Genomic DNA, 18377 nt, shown 5'->3' with positions numbered 1-18377 from the left:
TGATAATTAACTGGAGGACTTAACATTAGTGCATCAAATAAGCGTGACAGCGATCGCGCGCGAATTAACGAACAAATCAATGTACCTGAAGTACGCTTAATTGATGCCGATGGCAACCAGGCGGGAATAGTATCAAGACGTGAGGCTTTGCGTGCTGCAGAGGAAAGTGGCTTGGATTTGGTGGAAATATCGCCCACAGCCAAGCCGCCGGTGTGCCGTATAATGGATTACGGCAAGTATCTGTTTGAAATAAGTAAAAAACAGGCTGAGGCCAGAAAAAAACAAAAACAGATACAAGTCAAGGAGCTAAAGTTCCGTCCCACGACGGAAGAAGGGGATTATCAGGTCAAGCTACGCAACCTGATACGTTTCCTGAATCATGGTGATAAGGTCAAGGTCACTTTGCGCTTTCGTGGTCGTGAAGTGGCTCATCAGGACGTTGGCATGAAGATCATGCAGCGCTTGCAGCAAGATACAGCTGATGTGGCTGTGATCGAACAGCAGGCCAAACGTGAAGGACGCCAGCTCATGATGGTTTTATCACCCAAGAAAACAAAGTAGCAATAATCAGCTTGCCGGGATCTTTTCATCCAGTTTTACGTTCGGATTGTTAATTTTTTATAAATTGCCATTCCTCATGCTGAGCTTGTTGGAATGATGATCGAGCGGCAGGTATTTTAAAATGCGGAGTACATGAGTTATGCCAAAGTTAAAATCACATCGCGGAGCGCACAAACGTTTCCGTAAAACTGCAAGTGGAATTATTAAGCGACGCGGTGCTTATCGAAACCACATTCTCACTAAAAAATCACCCAAGCAGAAACGCCATCTGCGTGTCCAGGCTGATACCTTGAAGTCTTGCGATGCCCAGTTAGTGGAACGTATGTTGCATGGTAGTTAAAGTAGGGGAATTGAATTATGCCTAGAGTAAAACGCGGTGTGACGGCCAAGGCGCGTCATAAGAAAATATTAAAACAAGCCAAGGGATATTACGGTGCCCGAAGCAGGGTTTATCGAGTTGCCAAGCAAGCTGTTATTAAGGCCGGCCAATATGCGTATCGTGACCGGCGCCAAAGAAAACGCCAGTTTAGAGCGCTATGGATAACTCGCATCAACGCACAGGCAAGAGAGTGCGGCTTGTCTTATAGCCGTTTAATCGATGGCTTGAAGAAGGCAAATGTTGAGCTTGATCGTAAGGTTCTGGCTGATATGGCCGTTCACGACAAGCCTGCTTTTGCTTCTGTTGCTGAAATTGCTAAAGCAGCGCTTGCTTCTTAAGAGCGTCTCTTATTCTTTAAGAAGCAGCAATGCGCCTTACAGGCTCCAAAAAGGAAGGCTGATGCCTTCCTTTTTGCATTATGACGAGGCGGTCACCCTGTATTATTCAGCGCTGCTTTGGTCCCACTTGAGTGAACAAAATTGACTACAGGCGAATCATGCAAGATATAACTGCGATACAACATCAAGCTATTTCTGCTATAGAAACCGCGAAGGATTTGAGCCAACTTGAATCAATTCGCGTTGAATTTTTAGGCAAGAAAGGCAAGCTTACGGAAGTTTTAAAAACGCTTTCTGCGCTTCCTGCTGCTGAAAAACCCAAAATTGGACAATTAGTCAATCAAATAAAGCGTGAAATTATTGAGCTTTTAGAAGATAGGATGCTAAAACTCAAGGAGGAGCATCTGCAGGAAAAGCTTAAAGCCGAGCAAATCGATGTTTCCTTGCCTGGGCGAAGCAAAGGAGTTGGCTCGAGCCATCCTGTAACTCAGGTCAAGCAGTTTATCAATGATTATTTTAGCCGTCTTGGTTTTGATATTGTATTAGGTCCTGAAGTTGAAACAGAGTTTTATAATTTTGAGGCTTTAAATATTCCTGAGCATCATCCAGCCAGGGCAATGCATGATACTTTTTATTTTGGCGGCGGTTTATTGTTGCGCACCCATACTTCACCGGTGCAAATTCGCGCTATGGAACAACGTAACCCCCCATTCAGATTGATTGCCCCGGGACGGGTTTATCGTTGTGATTCCGATTTAACCCATACACCGATGTTCCATCAGGTAGAGGGGTTGCTCATCGATAAGACAGCAACCCTTGCGGAGCTCAAAGGCTTATTACAGGACTTTTTCAGCAGTTTTTTTGGTCAAAAATTGGCAGTTAGATTTCGGCCATCTTATTTTCCCTTCACGGAACCGTCGGCCGAAGTCGACATAGAATGCACGCATTGTAGCGGCAAGGGATGCCGTTCCTGCAAATTTACAGGGTGGCTTGAGGTATTAGGTTGCGGTATGGTGCACCCAAACGTGCTGCAAGCTGTCAATATCTCTCCAAACGAGTATCAGGGCTGGGCTTTTGGCATGGGAATCGACCGATTGGCAATGCTTTATTTTGGCATCGATGATTTACGCATGATGTTTGAAAATGAGATTGCATTTTTGAACCAGTTTTAAGTATAGATGGCAGCGCTAGTTTTGTAAGGAACCTGGAATGAAAGTAAGTGAAGCATGGTTACGTGAGTGGGTTAATCCATCTGTCAGCGGAGAAGAGCTTGCTTCTCAGTTGACCATGATAGGGCTTGAAGTTGATGCGCGTAATCCGGTAGCTGGTGAGTTTATTGGTGTCGTTGTGGCAGAAGTCGTGAAAACCAGCGCGCACCCGCAAGCGGATAAATTAACTGTATGTGAAGTTAAGGCAGCAAAAAATACATGCTATCAAGTTGTCTGTGGGGCGGCCAATGTGCGTTCCGGCCTCAAGGTTGCTCTGGCGCTGCCAGGCGCGGCATTGCCCAACGGCCTGACCATTAAAGAAACAAAACTGCGCGGCGAATTATCCCAGGGCATGCTGTGCTCTGCTGCAGAACTGGGACTTGAAGAAAGCTCAGAAGGGATTCTGGAGCTGGCCGATGATGCGCCTGTCGGCAAGGATTTAAGAGAATATCTGGCTTTAAATGATTCAGTGCTGGATATCGCCTTAACACCCAATCGCGCTGATTGTTTCAGTATAGCGGGGATTGCTCGGGAGATTGCTGCCCGGAACAAAATGCCTTTTTGCGTACCCGGCATACCTTCCTTACAGCCAGAGATTGATGAGTCTTTGCCGATTAATATTGAGGCCAAAGAGGGTTGCCCCCAGTATTTTGGTCGAATCATACAGGATATAAACCCGAACGCTGAAACTCCCTTCTGGATGAAAGAGCGTCTGCGCCGCAGTGGGATCCGCTGTTTGCATCCGGTGGTTGATGCGGTCAATTATGTCATGCTGGAATTGGGCCAGCCAATGCATGCATTTGATACCCATGCTTTGGCCGGTGCGATACAAGTGCGTCATAGCAAGCCTTGCGAGACATTGCTGTTACTCAATGGTGAAGAGATAACATTGCAGGAGAAGACGCTTGTCATAGCCGATGAACAAAAGCCATTGGCCATAGCAGGGGTGATGGGCGGCGAGGAAAGCGCAGTACAGGCAAATACGCGGAATATTTTTATTGAAAGCGCGTTTTTTAACCCGATGATGGTGGCAGGCGTTGCGCGAAGATACGGCTTATGCACTGATTCCTCACAGCGCTTTGAACGGGGCGTTGACCCTGGCTTGCAGCTTCGGGCACTGGAAAGAGTCAGTGAGCTCATTCAAAACATCGCCGGTGGATCCATTGGGCCTGTTGTCAAGGCTTGTTATCCTGAGTACTTGCCCAAGCCCAAAACCATTTCCTTTAATCCTTTAAAAGTCAGAAAATTAAGCGGCCTTGATATTGACGACGGTGAGATGTTGTCAATACTTGAGCGGCTTGGCATGTTGGTTGTTCAACAAGATGCGTGCTGGGAAGTTGCCGTTCCGAGTTTCCGATTCGACCTGCAGTACGAGGTTGACTTGGTTGAGGAAATTATCCGTCTTTACGGCTATGACAATATAGCTGCTGATTCTATCAAAGGCCGGATCAAAGCAGGCAGCATCAATGCCCATGAATTGATCGCAAAGCAGGCAGGCGCCTTTTTCTCCAGCCGCGGCTACAGGGAAATCATAAGTTATGGTTTTGTTGACCCCCAGCTGCAAACGGCCTTGTATCCGCAAGCAGATGAATTAACCTTGCTCAATCCTATTTCGCAAGAATTATCTGTGATGAGGGTTGGCATGTGGCCTGGGTTGCTTGCGGCTATGATCTATAATTTTCATCGCCAACACACAGAAATCCGGTTTTTTGAATGCGGGGTAACTTTCAGCAAACAAGGGCAACAAGTTCATGAGCGTGCATCGATTGCGGGACTATTGGCTGGCGAGCATGGCGCTTTAAATTGGAGTGAAGCAACACGCCAGTTTGATTTTTATGATATGAAAGGAGATTTACAAGCGCTCTTTACTGCTTTTCAGATACAAAATGTCGAATTTACCGCTGCAAATCATCCTGCTCTTCATCCTGGAAAGTGTGCCCGCATCCTCATTGGAGGAGAGCCCGCAGGATGGCTTGGTGTATTACATCCCCGTTTGCTCGATGCGCTTGAATTAACTCAGGAAGTGGTTTTATTTGAGTTGGATTTGCAATATCTGCTTGAAAAACCTGAAATTCGATATACCCCCATATCAAAATATCCAAGGATTAGGCGGGATTTATCTTTTCTGGTAAAAGAAGAGATTGTCGCAAGAGATATTGAGGGTGTTGTGAGGCGCGTTATTCCTCAGCCCTTGTTAAAGAGTTTTGACGTGTTTGATCTGTATAAGGGGCCAAATATTCCTGCGGGTAAAAAAAGTATGGCGATCGCTTTGACTTTACAAGACGAGCGCCGAACTTTGGTTGATGCCGAGATCAACGCGATAATCGATGCTATAATAAATAAACTGAAAGAGGAATTTGCCATTACATTGAGGGACTAACTGTGAATGCCTTAAGCAAAGCCATATTAGCAGATGCATTATGCAATGAAGTTGGGTTAACCAAACCTGATGCCAGGGAAGTAGTTGAGCAATTCTTTGAAGAAATTCGCACTACCCTTGCGGAGGGAGAGCACGTGAAACTGTCAGGTTTTGGTAATTTTATCCTGCGTGATAAACCACAGCGGCCAGGAAGAAATCCCAAAACAGGGGAGGAAGTGCCTGTTGAAGCAAGGCGGGTGGTTACTTTTAAACCTGGGTTGAAGCTCAAAACAAAAATTGAATCGAAAGGGTAGCTTAACCCATAAACATGACAGGTTAATTTGAGGTGGTGCTATCATTGCATTTTACGCACCGTCTAAACGACTAGAGGCCAAAAAATTGCCATACTATGCCAAGCATATTTTCATGTGCACCAATCAAAAATCCCCAGGTAAAAAATGTTGTGCAAATGCTGGAGGCGAGCCTTTTGTGGAATACATGAAAGGTAAACTGGCTGAGCTTGGGTTGCAGGGGCCAGGAAAAATTCGCGTCAGCAAATCAGGCTGCCTTGGGCGTTGCAGTCAAGGGCCCTGCATTGTGATTTATCCTGACGGTGTTTGGTATACTTATACTTCTTTTAGCGATTTGGATGAAATTGTTACTGAATATTTGTCCAAAGGGAAAATTGTAGAGCATTTGCTTATACCCACGCCAGACTTGGTATAAGCCATCAACCAGTACCCTAATGAAAATCTGGCTCAATTTGGGTCAAAAGCATGCTGTTTTGGGTAAAGAACAGATTGCTGCGATGCAATGAGTTGATTATATTTTTTTGCCAACCCCGACGGGAATAACATATAGTATAGATCTAGGCATGATTTTTCCTGCTGGTGCAGAGCTTTGGGCAATTATTTTTAATTTATACTTGTAGGTTTATTCACTTTTAGTTAAAATCGCCCGTCCAAGATTGAAAGATTACCAATTTAAGGCGGTACGGAGTTAGTTTAATGAATACATATAGTGCCAAGCCACATGAAGTCAAGCGTGAGTGGTACGTGGTCGATGCCACCGACAAGACATTGGGTCGCCTTGCAACAGAAGTAGCCCGTCGCTTGCGTGGAAAACACAAAGCTGAATATACCCCGCACGTGGATACGGGTGATTATGTTATTGTGACTAATGCAGAGAAGATCACCGTTACAGGTCGAAAATACAAAGAAAAAATGTATTATCATCACTCTGGATACCCTGGCGGTATTAAGTCGATCTCTTTTGATAAATTGCAGGAAAAAAATCCTGTACTTATTATTGAGCGTGCTGTGAAAGGAATGTTGCCTAAAAACCCCCTTGGTCGGGAAATGTACCGCAAGCTTAAAGTTTATGCCGGTACTGAACATCCCCATGCTGCGCAGCAACCTAAGAAACTTGATATTGAGGAATAAGTATTATGGCTGATTTACAGCAATACTATGGCACCGGTCGCCGCAAAAGCTCATCTGCTCGTGTATTTTTGCGCCCCGGCAAAGGTGAGATTAAAGTAAACAACCGCAATTTGGAAGAGTATTTTGGCCGAGAAACCTCTTGCATGGTGATAAGGCAACCTCTGGAAACAGTAGATGCGCTTGATAAATTTGATATTTATGCTACGGTAACCGGCGGCGGGATTACAGGACAAGCTGGTGCAATCCAGTTGGGAATCGCACGCGCTTTAGTGGCTTATGATGAGCAGGATCTGCCTGAAGATGCCGAACCAGATGCCAACTCCTTTCGCAGAAAGTTACGCGCCCGCGGGTTGCTAACCCGTGATTCTCGTCGCGTGGAGCGGAAAAAAGTGGGCTTGCATAAAGCAAGACGTGCTACCCAGTACTCCAAACGCTAAGTTTTTTATACCCCGCCTCTGCGGGGTTTTTTTTATGGATATCGATTTTATCTTTTCGATTCAGGCTTCGCGCCGATGTTTCTCACCCCTCGTTTTTCCGCTATGTTAATATTCCGGCGAGCAACTTTGCTTGGAAAATGGCAGTCGTTTGCGCGGTCATTTTCAAATGCCTCTTTCTTTGATATAAATGGATTTAACATTTGTCAATCAGGATGATGTGGCTGTGAATGATAATACTGACCCCGAATTGCATCCCGCAATCAAGTCTGATGAGGCCATAGACGAAGAACGCCGGCGCTTTTTATTACTGTCAGCAGGCGTTTTGGGCGGTGTGGGCGCTTTAGGGGCGCTGGTGCCTTTTGTTGCCTCCTGGATGCCAAGCGCTAAGGCAAGAGCTGCCGGGGCACCTGTAGAAGTGGATTTAAGCAAGCTTGAGCCAGGTCAACAAGTCACAGTCGAATGGCGCGGCAGGCCAGTATGGATCATTCGGCGCACGCCCCAAATGCTTGAGACCCTTGATGAAGTTGCTGATCGTTTGCGCGATCCTGAGTCCCTGGTCGAACAACAGCCGGAGTATGCACAAAACAAGTATCGCTCGATTAAGCCGGAATACCTGGTCTTGATTGGTATTTGTACTCATTTAGGCTGTGTACCCAAGTACAAGCCCGATGAATCAGAGCTCGGTCCTGATTGGCCAGGCGGTTTTTACTGCCCTTGCCATGGTTCCAGTTTTGATTTGGCCGGCCGAGTTTTTAAAGGCGTGCCGGCTCCTATTAATTTGCAGGTTCCACCCTACCGTTTTATCAGCGACCATGTCATTGTCATTGGGGAAGAAAGCGATTGAGCAAGTGATCCTGAGTTTGAGTTAAAAAACAATTGGATTCTCTATAGGGATTGAATATGAAGGCATTGCTAAATTGGATTGATGCTCGGTTTCCTCTGATTAAGACCTGGAAGGAGCATGCGGCTGAATACTATGCGCCAAAAAATTTTAATTTTTATTACTATTTTGGCTCATTGGCAATTGTGGTTTTGCTAAATCAGTTGCTAACCGGCCTTTGGCTGACAATGTTTTATACTCCAACCGCTGAGGAGGCATTTAGCTCTGTTGAATATATCATGCGTGATGTGAATTATGGATGGCTGCTGCGGTACATGCACTCAACCGGGGCGTCTGCTTTTTTTATTGTCATCTATCTGCACATGTTCCGTGGCCTGCTGTATGGCTCGTATCAAAAGCCGCGTGAGCTGGTTTGGATACTGGGTGTTATCTTATTTATTTTGTTAATGGCTGAGGCTTTTTTTGGCTATTTGCTTCCCTGGGGGCAAATGTCTTATTGGGGAGCGCAGGTCATTACTTCTCTTTTTGGCGCTATTCCATGGGTGGGGGAGGCGATCACGACCTGGTTGCGGGGTGATTATAACGTTTCCAACCCCACATTGCAGCGATTTTTTGCTCTCCATGTGATAGGAGTGCCATTATTGCTGTTGTTTTTAGTATTCCTGCATCTGGTTGCCCTGCATAAGGTAGGCTCAAATAACCCTGAAGGTATCGAAATCAAAAAACATAGGGATAATGAAGGCAGGCCGCTTGATGGCATTCCCTTCCATCCTTACTACACGGTAAAAGATTTTTTTGGGGTTATTGTTTTTTTGCTCCTTTTTTTTACTATTGTTTTTTTCTTCCCAGAAATGGGGGGGTATTTTCTTGAACACGCAAATTTTGCTGCCGCCAATGCGCTAACCACCCCAGAGCACATTGCGCCGGTTTGGTATATGACGCCTTTTTACGCCATGTTGAGAGCGATACCGGATAAGTTGTTTGGTGTGATTGTCATGGGGGCCGCCATTCTCATTCTTTTTTTAGTACCATGGCTGGATAAAAGCCCTGTTCGTTCCATACGATATAAAGGCGTTTTAACCAAAACAGCAATGGTTGCTTTTGCCATCAGTTTTTTTGTGCTTGGGTACCTTGGTACAGTCGATGTTACTCCTTTTAGACAATATCTCGCGCGTATTTGTACAGTGATCTATTTTGCTTTCTTTCTGATGATGCCTTTTTACAGCCGCTATGAAACTACCGCCCCTGTGCCTGAAAGGATCAACATATGAGTAAGCCCTGGTTTTCAAGCAAGAATCGTAATAGTCCACTCACCGTTGGCATCCTGCAATTTGGCCAGGAGATTTGTAGGGTTTTGGCCGCTGCCCGTCAAGCTGCCAAAAGCCGATTAAGCCACGGGATCAAAGCAGTGGCCAATAATAATCAATGCAAAGTAGCAGTTTCCTTGGGATTCTTGCTCCTTGCGGCTACCGCGCTTGAGGCAGCAACAGTTAAGGTAGACATGAGACCTGTGGAAACAGATTTGCATGATAAGGCAGCCTTACAGCGCGGTGCTAAAGCATTCATGAATTACTGTTCTGGTTGCCATTCCCTGAAATATTTGCGCTACAGCACAATGGCAAAAGATTTGGGTTTAACGACATTTGACGGAAGAGTTGATAAAGATTTGTTAAAAAATAATCTGATTTTTACGTCAGCAACCATCCATGATCCCATTGCAATCAGCATGCCAGAAGAAGATGCCCGGGAATGGTTTGGGCGCCTGCCTCCCGATTTAACACTATCGGCAAGGGAAAAAGGGCCTGAATGGATATACACTTACCTAAAGAGCTTTTATGTTGATAAGAACAGATCTTTTGGCGCCAATAATCTTTTGGTGCCGGATGTTTCCATGCCCAATATTTTGGCTCCGCTGCAAGGAAGGGTAATCGCTGTGAAAGAGAGGGATGCCGGTGATAATTCAGAGGCAAAGTTAAGCCTGCTCCTCGTTGAATCTGGCTCAATGAGCCAGCAACAATTTGACAGCACGTTGCAGGATTTAGTGACGTTTCTTGTATATGCGTCAGAACCTAACCGGCTGACCCGATACCGAATTGGTTTTTTTGTTTTGGCATTTTTGGGCTTGTTGCTGATCCCGGCTTACGGTTTGAAAAAAATTTATTGGCGCAAGGTGGTGTGAGATAGCGCAAAGCAGTTAGGGTCTAACCATTACAATTTACGGCTGAAAATTTATTGTGCCAGGTTTTAGATTGAGCGGATGGTCTGGATTCGAGCTATTTTTCTCTCTCAGTCTAATATGCATTCCGAATTTTTGCTTCAGAAAAAGTGATTGACGGAATGCCCCGGTTCAGCACGAAAGAAGAAAATATGATAAAATAGTGAACTTTCATATCCGAAGACTTGCCGTCATGGCTTTTTACTGCGGCATGCTATTTTATAAACGAATGAAGAGGAGCGGTTGATGGCTATAATTGCAAAGCGCACGATTATGTCTTTGTATTCTGATAACGACGATGTTTACAGTCATCAAGTCAGAATTGTATTGGCAGAAAAGGGCGTTAATGTAGAAATTATGAATATCAAGCCCGGGGAAATCCCAAGCGACCTGGCAGCAGTTAATCCTTATGGGAGCATCCCAACTTTAATTGACAGGGACTTGGTATTGTATGAAGCGCGCATCATTATGGAGTATTTGGATGAGCGGTTTCCCCATCCGCCTTTATTGCCTGTCTATCCAGTGGCACGTGCCGAAGCCCGGAAAATGATGTATCGAATAGAGCAGGACTGGTATAGTTTGTTGCGGCAAATCATGCACAATCATGAAGCGGATGAAGCACGCCAATTACTCCTTGAAAGCCTGGTTAATCTTGAGCCGGTATTTGCGGATAAACCCTTTTTCCTAAGCGATGAGTTTTCTTTGCTGGATTGCGCACTGGCTCCTTTACTCTGGCGTCTTCCTTCGCTGGGCATAGAAATTCCTGCGCCGTCAAAAGCATTACATGCCTATATGCAACGCTTATTTAAGCGCGACTCTTTTGAAACCAGTTTGACGGAAGCTGAGAGGCAGCTAAGGGCAGCGTAATGACTTCCATGACTTCTAATAAACCCTATCTCATCCGCGCGATATATGATTGGATTGTCGATAATCAATTAACGCCCTATTTACTCGTTAATGCCAAAGCGCCTGGCGTACAGGTTCCTGAGGAATATGTGAGTGATGGGAAGATCGTATTGAATATATCGCCCAAGGCCTGCCGGGGGTTACATTTAGATAATGACCGGATTATATTTACCACGCGTTTTGCCGGTCAGGCTACCCAGGTATTTGTTACACCCGGTGCTGTTCTTGCCATTTATGCTAAGGAAAATGGGCAGGGCATGGAGTTCGCGCCTGAGGAGGATGACTCCTCTCCTCCGCCATCCCCCGGCGCAAAAGAGCGGGTGGCGAAAAGCAGGCCCGAATTAAAGCTTGTGAAATAGAATTAGAGCAGAATAGTTCATGCTGAATGACAAAACATTTTATTTCCGCGATCAGATTCGTCAATGCGAACAATACGCCATAAACGATTTGAACATCAGTGAAGAAATACTGATGCAGCGGGCAGGCAGGGCTGCCTTTAACATCCTCATTCAGCAATTTCCGAAGCTTAAAGTGATTGCTGTATTTTGCGGCGGCGGAAAAAATGCCGGTGATGCCTATATTCTTGCACGCCTTGCCAGGGAATATGGCTTAACCGTTTTTGTGCATCAGTATAAAACATTGGAAGAATTGCCAACACTTGTGCGTGAAGCTGCAATTGAAGCCCTTGCTGCGGGTGTTATTTGTCAAACCTTCGATGATGGCATCGACAATGGGGTTGAGCTTGTCATTGATGGCCTGCTAGGCACGGGTCTTGAAGGAGAGGTTCGAGAGCCGTTCACATCAATCATTACCTTGCTGAACGAAAGCGGCCTTCCGATTTTTTCACTTGATTTACCATCAGGGCTTGATGCTGATACAGGCCGCGTGCTTGGCGTATGCATCAAAGCCAAATTGACGGTGACATTTATCGCGCCAAAATTTGGCATGTATACCGCAGCCGGGCCTGATGTTTGCGGTCAAATTGTCTGCCATGACTTGCAGATAAAAGAATCATTGGCACATGTTATTCCTGCGGCCTTCGCGCTTGATAAAAGCTTGTTGCAGAACTTAAGTCCCCGCCCGAAGAATTGTCATAAAGGGATGTTTGGGCACGTTTTGGTGATTGGAGGCAATATCGGGATGCCCGGTGCGGCCTATCTTGCGGCGCTTGCTGCTTTAAAAAGCGGGGCGGGCATGATTTCCATCGCGACAAGACCTGAGCATGTTTGCGGAGCATTGCCGTTACTGCCCGAAGCGATGATTTATCCGGTAGAGACAGCTGATGATGTCCTGCCCTTACTGGAAAAAGCCACTGTTTGTATTCTTGGGCCGGGATTAGGCGATAATCGATGGGCAAAGGATCTGTTTTCGGCAGCTGTGACCGCGCCTATGCCATTGGTGATTGATGCCTCGGCTTTGCATTTTTTGGCTAAGCATCCTCAGGAGGATGATAACTGGATTTTAACGCCTCATCCTGGCGAAGCAGCAATCTTATTGTCCTGCACAGTCAAGGACGTGATGGATAACCGCTACGCGGCTGCCCGGTTAATTCAGCAACGCTATGGGGGCTGTGTGGTATTAAAGGGCACAGGAACCATCATCCATAACGGTGAAAAAACAGCAGGCCTTTGTATTGACGGGAATCCTGGAATGGCTACGGCTGGCATGGGGGATATATTAAGCGGCATTATTGGCGGATTGCTTGCCCAGGGAGTCGAGCTTGGCAAAGCAGCGCAACTTGGCACATGGCTGCATGCGAGTGCGGCAGACGACGCAGCCCTGGCATTCGGTGAACGCGGATTCCTGGCAAGTGAAGTGATGCCTTTTCTTCGGCAAAAGCTCAGAACCGCCTGATGAGTCCGGCATGCAAAGTTTTATTTGAGTCAGAAGAGATTGGTTTAATAGAACAGGCCTTTATTTAATCAGTGTAGCGACAGCATATCTGGTTGCAAGCCGTTTTAAGCCAAAAAAGCAGCCCAAGATTGGCAAGTGTTCAGGTGGGGAGTTAAAGTCCAAATCCCGGATTGCAAACCTGTCTAAATCCGGCTGCGAATTAATAGTCTGGATACAATGATATGAGCTTGATAATTTCTCTACCAACAGAAGACAAGAGCATCAAAACAGCTGAAAAACTGGCTTATTGCCTTTCATCTTCGACAGTACTGACCTTCAGCGGCGAGATAGGTGCCGGAAAGACTACTTTTATCCGTGCCCTTTTGCGTACCTTGGGCATCACCTCAGCGATTAAAAGTCCGACCTTTTCTCTGGTAGAAAGCTATCAAACAGATCGCTACCCAGTGCATCACTTTGATTTATACCGGATTCATGATCAATCAGAGCTTGAGTATATTGGTTTTCGCGATTACTTTTCAGAAAATGCTGTTTGCTGCATTGAATGGCCGGAGCATGCGCCCGGTTCTCTGCCTAAAATTGATTTGGCGTTCCATCTCTTTTTTAAAGGTTCTGGGCGAGAAATGCAGGTTGAAGCGCATAGTGAGGCTGGTAATTATATTTTGAACTGTCTACTAGGTGATGCATGATCATTCGGCTGATGCAGTTTTTCATCTTGATGCTTTGCTTTGGCCCGGCTTTGGGAGCAAGGCTATTGTCCATTCAGTATGAAGAAAAACCAAATACTGTGGCAATAGTTTTTACTCTTGATAGCCCTTTTAGCTATCATTATTTTTCTCTATCGCAGCCGGAGCGCGTGGTAGTTGATTTTAGTCAAACCATTCTTGGCGCCACGTTGAATCCATTGACCAAAAAAAATTTGATCTCTGACATTCGTACTGGCAGGCCCGACAAAGATACTTTGCGGGTAGTATTTGACTTGAAGGCGCCGGCTGCAGTTAAGGCACAGTCAACAGCACGACAGTTGCGTCTTACCGTTTCAAAGAAACAACTCGCAAGGCCGCTTGCAAATGAAAAAAGCCCTCAGAGTAAAACCCAGCCTGCGGTTAAGCGCAGCCCTGAAAAATCTTTGCGCCAGGTGATTATCGTACTTGACCCGGGTCATGGCGGCAAAGATCCAGGCGCCATAGGACCAAGGCGCCATAAAGAAAAAGATGTGGTATTAGCGATTGCCCAGAAATTAAAAAAGATGATTGACCGTCATCCTGATATGCGCGCAATTTTAACCCGAAATGGGGATTATTATGTGGGTTTGCGGGAACGGTTGAATATCGCCAGGAAATACAACGCCGATATTTTTATTTCTATCCATGCTGACGCTTTTATCAATCGTGATTCGAACGGCGCTTCAGTTTTTGCATTATCGCAGGGGGGGGCAACCAGTGAAGCTGCGCGCTGGCTTGCTGAAAAGGAAAACTATTCAGAATTAGGCGGTGTTAATCTCGCTGAGTTGGATGATCAAAATGGTTTGGTAAGAACTGTATTGCTCGATTTATCACAGACGGCAACTATTGGTGCGAGCCTTGAAATGGGCACGCAAGTATTGCAGTCTTTGGATAAGATTACCGATTTACATCATAATCAGGTAGAACAGGCTCGCTTTGTTGTATTAAAATCTCCTGATATCCCATCGATTTTGATTGAGACAGGGTTTATATCAAACCCTCGTGAAGAACAGAATTTAACCAATCCTGCCTATCAAACCAAATTGACAAGCGCCATATTTGAAGGCATAAAACTCTATTTCAGCGAACATCCGCCGCAAGGCACTCGTTTGGCAGCGAGCTCAAAAGGCATGCAGCATGTTGTTAAGCGGGGAGAGTCCTTATCTTCCATTGCAGCACGTTACCAGGTTTCCATTCAAGCACTTAGAACTGAAAACAAGCTGAATTCAGATAAGGTTCACATCGGCCAAAAGTTGATTATTCCAAAGCTATGGTCATGAGAATTCGGCAACTTCCAAGCATTATTGCCAATCAAATAGCAGCTGGGGAAGTCATTGAGCGTCCTGCCTCAGTGATTAAGGAACTCCTTGAGAATGCCATGGATGCCGATGCACGCAAAATTCAGATAGAAGCGGATTACGGCGGATTGTCACGCATCAAGGTAAGCGATGATGGTACAGGAATTGTGGGTGATGATTTGCCTTTGGCCATTGCAGCGCACGCTACCAGTAAAATCGCGAGGCTGGAAGATTTATATGCCTTGACGAGCCTTGGATTTCGCGGCGAAGCCTTGGCAAGCATCGCCTCAGTTGCAAAACTTTCAATTTGTTCCCGGCCAGCAGCACAAGAATATGGCATGCAGCTCTTCGCGGAAAACGGACATATCCAATTACAGCCAAGCGCCAGAAATCAAGGAACCACAGTAGAAGTTGTTGATCTTTTTTTTAATGCGCCAGTAAGAAAAAAATTTCTTAAATCCGCACGAACGGAATATTTGGTTTTGGAAGCTGTCGTGAAACGCTTTGCCCTCAGCAACCCCAAAATAGCTATTTCATTGAAGCATAATGGCAGACTTGTTTTTGAATTACCGCCAGCCGATTGTGAAAAAACCATTTTGTTGCGTATTAAAAAATTATTAGGAAAACAATTTGTAGACAATGCCATTTACCTGGAGGTTGAACAGGGATTTTTAAAAATGCAGGGCTTTATAAGCGGGGCGAACTATCAGCGCAGCCAAAATGATAAGCAGTGGTTTTATATCAATAAACGCATGGTCAAAGATAAACTCATAAGTCATGCTGTGAAACAGGTTTATGAGCCCTTATTACACCCCGGCCGATTCCCGGCAAGCCTTCTTTATATTACGCTTCCGCCTGAGGAGGTTGATGTCAATGTGCACCCCACAAAACATGAAGTCCGCTTTTGCCAACCGAGGCTAGTGCACGATTTCATCATAACGCACTTAAGTAAAGCGTTAATGCAACCAGCTAAAAAAACCAGCCATTATCCGCTGCAACAAACAAAAAAAACACATATCGCAGTCCATGAACGCTTTGCCGAATATGCAGCAGAGCTTGAACAAAGCAAGGTCCCTGAATCCTGGTGTGCCTTGAATCATGCATTTATATTGTTAACTCTGCATGGTATTTCTTATTTAATCGATATCAATGCTTTTCAGCAGCAGGTTTTCGCAAGCCGGCTTAAAGCACAAACTTTGCCGCTGTCCAAACGTCCCCTATTATTGCCAGTGAGATACAATCTGGCCAAAAAGAATCTTCATCATTTCGATATGGACACTTGGCAGCGAGTGTTAATACAAGTGGGAATAGAAGTTCACTTAATCAGCGAAGAGGCGCTTTTGATAAGAAGTATCCCCAATATCATGCCGAATTTAAATATCGAGGCATTGTTTGACAAACTGTGTCAAGTTGAAAATTTGAATGAAGCGCAAGTCTTGGATTTTTTGCCGTTTTGTCAAACAGTTGATGCTTTTCTGTTAAGTCTTGAGGAACAAAAAGAGTTATTATTAAGCTTTAAGGCTATTATTGAACAAGAAGGGGATAAGCACTCCTGGTGTTTGCGTTTAGATTATGAACAGTGTAGGAGGCTGTTGTATGGCTAGTCCTGTTTTTTGTTTGATGGGACCTACTGCTTCAGGAAAAACATTGCTGGCATGCAAGTTGCTCAAATATTTTCCTTTTGAAATTGTGAGTGTAGATTCGGCAATGATATATCGCGGCATGGATATTGGGACTGCGAAACCAGACAGTCAAATATTGTCTTATGCCCCGCATCATTTAATAGACATCATCGATCCCCCGGAAAGTTATTCTGTAGCCAGTTTTTGCGAAGATGTGAAAAACTGTTGCGAGCTGATTTTCAAGCAAGGCAAAATCCCCTTGTTGGCTGGGGGCACCATGATGTATTTTCGTGCCTTGCAGTATGGTTTATCGTCCTTACCCAAGGCGGATGAAACGCTGAGGGCTCAAATTCTGGAGCAGGCAGCCATGCATGGGTGGCCTCGCTTGCATCAGGACTTGGAAAAGGTCGATCCAGTTTCTGCCGCAAAAATCCACCCTCATGATAGCCAGCGTATCCAGCGGGCCCTCGAAGTATATCATTTGACCATGCGCCCTATTTCGGAACTGACAAAGGAACCCCTGGGTTTGCCATATTCATTTATCAATTTGATGATAATGCCAGAGGCAAGGCTTTGGTTGCATCAACGAATAGCCTTGCGTTTTCAGGATATGCTTCAGACAGGATTTTTACAGGAGGTAGAGCAGTTATTGTCCCGGTGGCCGCTGACCTTAAGGCATCCATCCATGCGCTGTGTAGGGTACCGGCAGGCTTTCTCTTATCTTCAAGGAGAGTACGATTTTTCCACTTTTCAAGCAAAAGGTATTGCTGCTACCCGGCAATTGGCCAAACGCCAATTAACCTGGCTCAGGCACTGGCCTGATGGACATCGTTTTGTAGCTGAAAATCCCCATGTGTTTGATGAATTAATGGTCTTGATCAGAAAAATACTGGATAATATCTAGTTTGAACCCAATTCTGCAGGAGTAGAAAATGACCCAAGTTGCCGAGAAGCAGCCAGCATGCGCTGAAAAAAATCAAATAGTGCACAAAAGCGATCTTCCCTTGAGTTGTCCTACCGATGAGATGACCCTTTGGAACGCCCATCCTAAAATTTATCTTCCAATCGAAGACACAGGTGTGGAAGTTTGCCCTTATTGTGGAACCCGCTTTATTTTGCAAAATGATTAAATCGATCTGTATTGTTCGTCTGTCTGCTTTGGGGGATGTGCTGATGCTCATTCCTTTAATCCGCACATTGCAGGCGGCATTCCCTGCTGCAAAATTAACCTGGATTATCTCCCAGCCTGCCTACAGTATGATTGAAGGATTGGACGGAGTGGAGTTTATTGTCATTGATAAGCCCCGTGGGATTGGTGATTATTGGCGCTTCGCCCAAAAAATGCGTGGCCGCAAGTTTGATGTCCTTCTCGCCACCCAAGCAAGTTTTCGCGCTAACCTGTTATATCCCTTGATTCGCGCCAGGCGAAAAATAGGTTATGACCCCTTAAGGGCCAAAGATGGCCATGGTTGGTTTGTAAGTGAAAGAATTACTCCGGGTCAGGATCATACCCTGGAGAGTTTCTTAAAATTTGCCGAAGCGCTTGGGGTCATGCAAAAGAAAATCAGTTGGGATATTCCTATTCCTGATGCTGATGTTCATTGGGCACGTGCGCAATTGCCTGATCAAAAAAGGCCTTTGGTATTGGTCAATCCCGCAGCCAGCAAGGCTGAGCGCAGTTGGCCGGTTGAGAGGTATATAGAGGTCATACAGTATTTGCAAAAGCGCTGGCAAGCTCAGGTTATCTTAACCGGGGGGCCTGGAAGTCTCGATCAGAAATTTGCATCGGCTATTCTTGAGGCGGTATCAGCCACGAACCTTATCGGTAAAACAAAGCCCAAGCAATTGCTTGCGCTTATCCGGCACGCTGATTTGTTATTGTGCCCTGATACCGGTCCTTCCCACATGGCAGCAGCTGTTGGGACATCGGTTATTGCCTTGCATGCTGTAACCAGTTCCAGAGTATCAGGACCTTATACTTCCCTAGATTTGGCAGTAGATTATTATCCCCAGGCTGTACAGGCCATACTGAAGACAACTGAGGCGAAAAATGCCTGGGGCACTCATGCCCATGGTTTGGATACTATGGAGCTCATACCTGTTTTTGCAGTCATAGAAAAACTGGAACAGGTTTTGTTAGCCAAAGGGTTCAAAGCGTTTTGAACTTGTCTTCACGGTCTACCCCATCCAATGAA

At 45.5% G+C, this 18377-nt stretch carries 21 protein-coding genes; all 21 read left to right on the top strand.

The genetic code is table 11. From position 1 onward, the window contains the following. Positions 1–24: 24 nt before the first annotated feature. The 21 genes from infC to Llon_RS09490 all read left to right on the top strand — a co-directional run bounded on the left by infC (position 25) and on the right by Llon_RS09490 (position 18345). Positions 25–561: a translation initiation factor IF-3 gene (gene infC, locus Llon_RS09585; RefSeq protein WP_058529843.1), complete on the top strand. Its 537-nt coding sequence runs from the start codon at positions 25–27 to the stop codon at positions 559–561. Positions 562–700: 139 nt separating this feature from the next. Then, positions 701–901, top strand: a complete 201-nt coding sequence (gene rpmI, locus Llon_RS11340) for a 50S ribosomal protein L35 (protein WP_083503315.1) — start codon at positions 701–703, stop codon at positions 899–901. A 17-nt stretch (positions 902–918) separates the two neighbouring features. After that, positions 919–1278 carry a 50S ribosomal protein L20 gene (rplT, locus tag Llon_RS09580; protein WP_058529842.1) on the top strand — a complete coding sequence of 120 codons (360 nt, stop codon included), beginning with the start codon at positions 919–921 and terminating at the stop codon, positions 1276–1278. A gap of 158 nt (positions 1279–1436) precedes the next feature. Further along, positions 1437–2450 carry a phenylalanine--tRNA ligase subunit alpha gene (pheS, locus tag Llon_RS09575; RefSeq protein ID WP_058529841.1) on the top strand — a complete coding sequence of 338 codons (1014 nt, stop codon included), beginning with the start codon at positions 1437–1439 and terminating at the stop codon, positions 2448–2450. A gap of 37 nt (positions 2451–2487) precedes the next feature. Continuing rightward, the gene (pheT, locus tag Llon_RS09570; protein ID WP_058529840.1) at positions 2488–4866 is read left to right on the top strand and encodes a phenylalanine--tRNA ligase subunit beta; all 2379 of its coding nucleotides are present in this window, start codon (positions 2488–2490) and stop codon (positions 4864–4866) included. 2 nt (positions 4867–4868) lie between these two features. Beyond that, entirely contained in the window at positions 4869–5159 is a 291-nt protein-coding gene (locus tag Llon_RS09565; protein WP_058529839.1) for an integration host factor subunit alpha, read from the top strand. Positions 5160–5271: 112 nt separating this feature from the next. Next, positions 5272–5571: a (2Fe-2S) ferredoxin domain-containing protein gene (locus Llon_RS09560; protein WP_174221657.1), complete on the top strand. Its 300-nt coding sequence runs from the start codon at positions 5272–5274 to the stop codon at positions 5569–5571. A 281-nt stretch (positions 5572–5852) separates the two neighbouring features. Next, the gene (gene rplM, locus Llon_RS09555) at positions 5853–6287 is read left to right on the top strand and encodes a 50S ribosomal protein L13 (protein WP_058529837.1); all 435 of its coding nucleotides are present in this window, start codon (positions 5853–5855) and stop codon (positions 6285–6287) included. A 5-nt stretch (positions 6288–6292) separates the two neighbouring features. Then, positions 6293–6724 (top strand): 30S ribosomal protein S9, encoded by a 432-nt coding sequence (rpsI, locus tag Llon_RS09550; RefSeq protein ID WP_058529836.1) that lies wholly within the window; start codon positions 6293–6295, stop codon positions 6722–6724. Between the two features lie 187 nt (positions 6725–6911). Then, positions 6912–7568 (top strand): ubiquinol-cytochrome c reductase iron-sulfur subunit, encoded by a 657-nt coding sequence (petA, locus tag Llon_RS09545; protein WP_058529835.1) that lies wholly within the window; start codon positions 6912–6914, stop codon positions 7566–7568. Positions 7569–7624: 56 nt separating this feature from the next. Then, positions 7625–8836, top strand: a complete 1212-nt coding sequence (locus Llon_RS09540; RefSeq protein WP_058529834.1) for a cytochrome b — start codon at positions 7625–7627, stop codon at positions 8834–8836. Continuing rightward, positions 8833–9744: a cytochrome c1 gene (locus Llon_RS09535; RefSeq protein ID WP_337589093.1), complete on the top strand. Its 912-nt coding sequence runs from the start codon at positions 8833–8835 to the stop codon at positions 9742–9744. The genes Llon_RS09540 and Llon_RS09535 overlap by 4 nt, the downstream gene beginning before the upstream one ends. A gap of 282 nt (positions 9745–10026) precedes the next feature. Continuing rightward, positions 10027–10647, top strand: coding sequence for a stringent starvation protein SspA (gene sspA, locus Llon_RS09530; RefSeq protein WP_058529833.1), 621 nt, complete (start codon positions 10027–10029; stop codon positions 10645–10647). A gap of 8 nt (positions 10648–10655) precedes the next feature. Further along, complete coding sequence (locus Llon_RS09525) at positions 10656–11045, top strand: ClpXP protease specificity-enhancing factor (RefSeq protein ID WP_058530071.1); 390 nt, start codon at positions 10656–10658, stop codon at positions 11043–11045. Between the two features lie 19 nt (positions 11046–11064). Continuing rightward, positions 11065–12540: a bifunctional ADP-dependent NAD(P)H-hydrate dehydratase/NAD(P)H-hydrate epimerase gene (locus tag Llon_RS09520; protein WP_058529832.1), complete on the top strand. Its 1476-nt coding sequence runs from the start codon at positions 11065–11067 to the stop codon at positions 12538–12540. 221 nt (positions 12541–12761) lie between these two features. Next, positions 12762–13226 (top strand): tRNA (adenosine(37)-N6)-threonylcarbamoyltransferase complex ATPase subunit type 1 TsaE, encoded by a 465-nt coding sequence (tsaE, locus tag Llon_RS09515; protein WP_058529831.1) that lies wholly within the window; start codon positions 12762–12764, stop codon positions 13224–13226. After that, on the top strand, positions 13223–14542 hold the full coding sequence (locus Llon_RS09510; RefSeq protein ID WP_058529830.1) for an N-acetylmuramoyl-L-alanine amidase: 1320 nt from the start codon (positions 13223–13225) through the stop codon (positions 14540–14542). The genes tsaE and Llon_RS09510 overlap by 4 nt, the downstream gene beginning before the upstream one ends. After that, entirely contained in the window at positions 14539–16164 is a 1626-nt protein-coding gene (mutL, locus tag Llon_RS09505; protein WP_237758308.1) for a DNA mismatch repair endonuclease MutL, read from the top strand. Before Llon_RS09510 ends, mutL begins: the two co-directional genes overlap by 4 nt. After that, positions 16157–17086: a tRNA (adenosine(37)-N6)-dimethylallyltransferase MiaA gene (miaA, locus tag Llon_RS09500; protein ID WP_058529828.1), complete on the top strand. Its 930-nt coding sequence runs from the start codon at positions 16157–16159 to the stop codon at positions 17084–17086. Before mutL ends, miaA begins: the two co-directional genes overlap by 8 nt. 28 nt (positions 17087–17114) lie before the next feature. Beyond that, positions 17115–17312, top strand: coding sequence for a zinc-finger domain-containing protein (locus Llon_RS09495; RefSeq protein WP_058529827.1), 198 nt, complete (start codon positions 17115–17117; stop codon positions 17310–17312). Then, complete coding sequence (locus Llon_RS09490; protein WP_058529826.1) at positions 17305–18345, top strand: glycosyltransferase family 9 protein; 1041 nt, start codon at positions 17305–17307, stop codon at positions 18343–18345. Before Llon_RS09495 ends, Llon_RS09490 begins: the two co-directional genes overlap by 8 nt. Positions 18346–18377 lie beyond the last annotated feature (32 nt).

Origin of the sequence: Legionella londiniensis, from assembly GCF_001467825.1 — a bacterium.
GTDB lineage: Bacteria > Pseudomonadota > Gammaproteobacteria > Legionellales > Legionellaceae > Legionella_A > Legionella_A londiniensis.
This window is presented reverse-complemented; position numbering and strand designations above follow the sequence as displayed.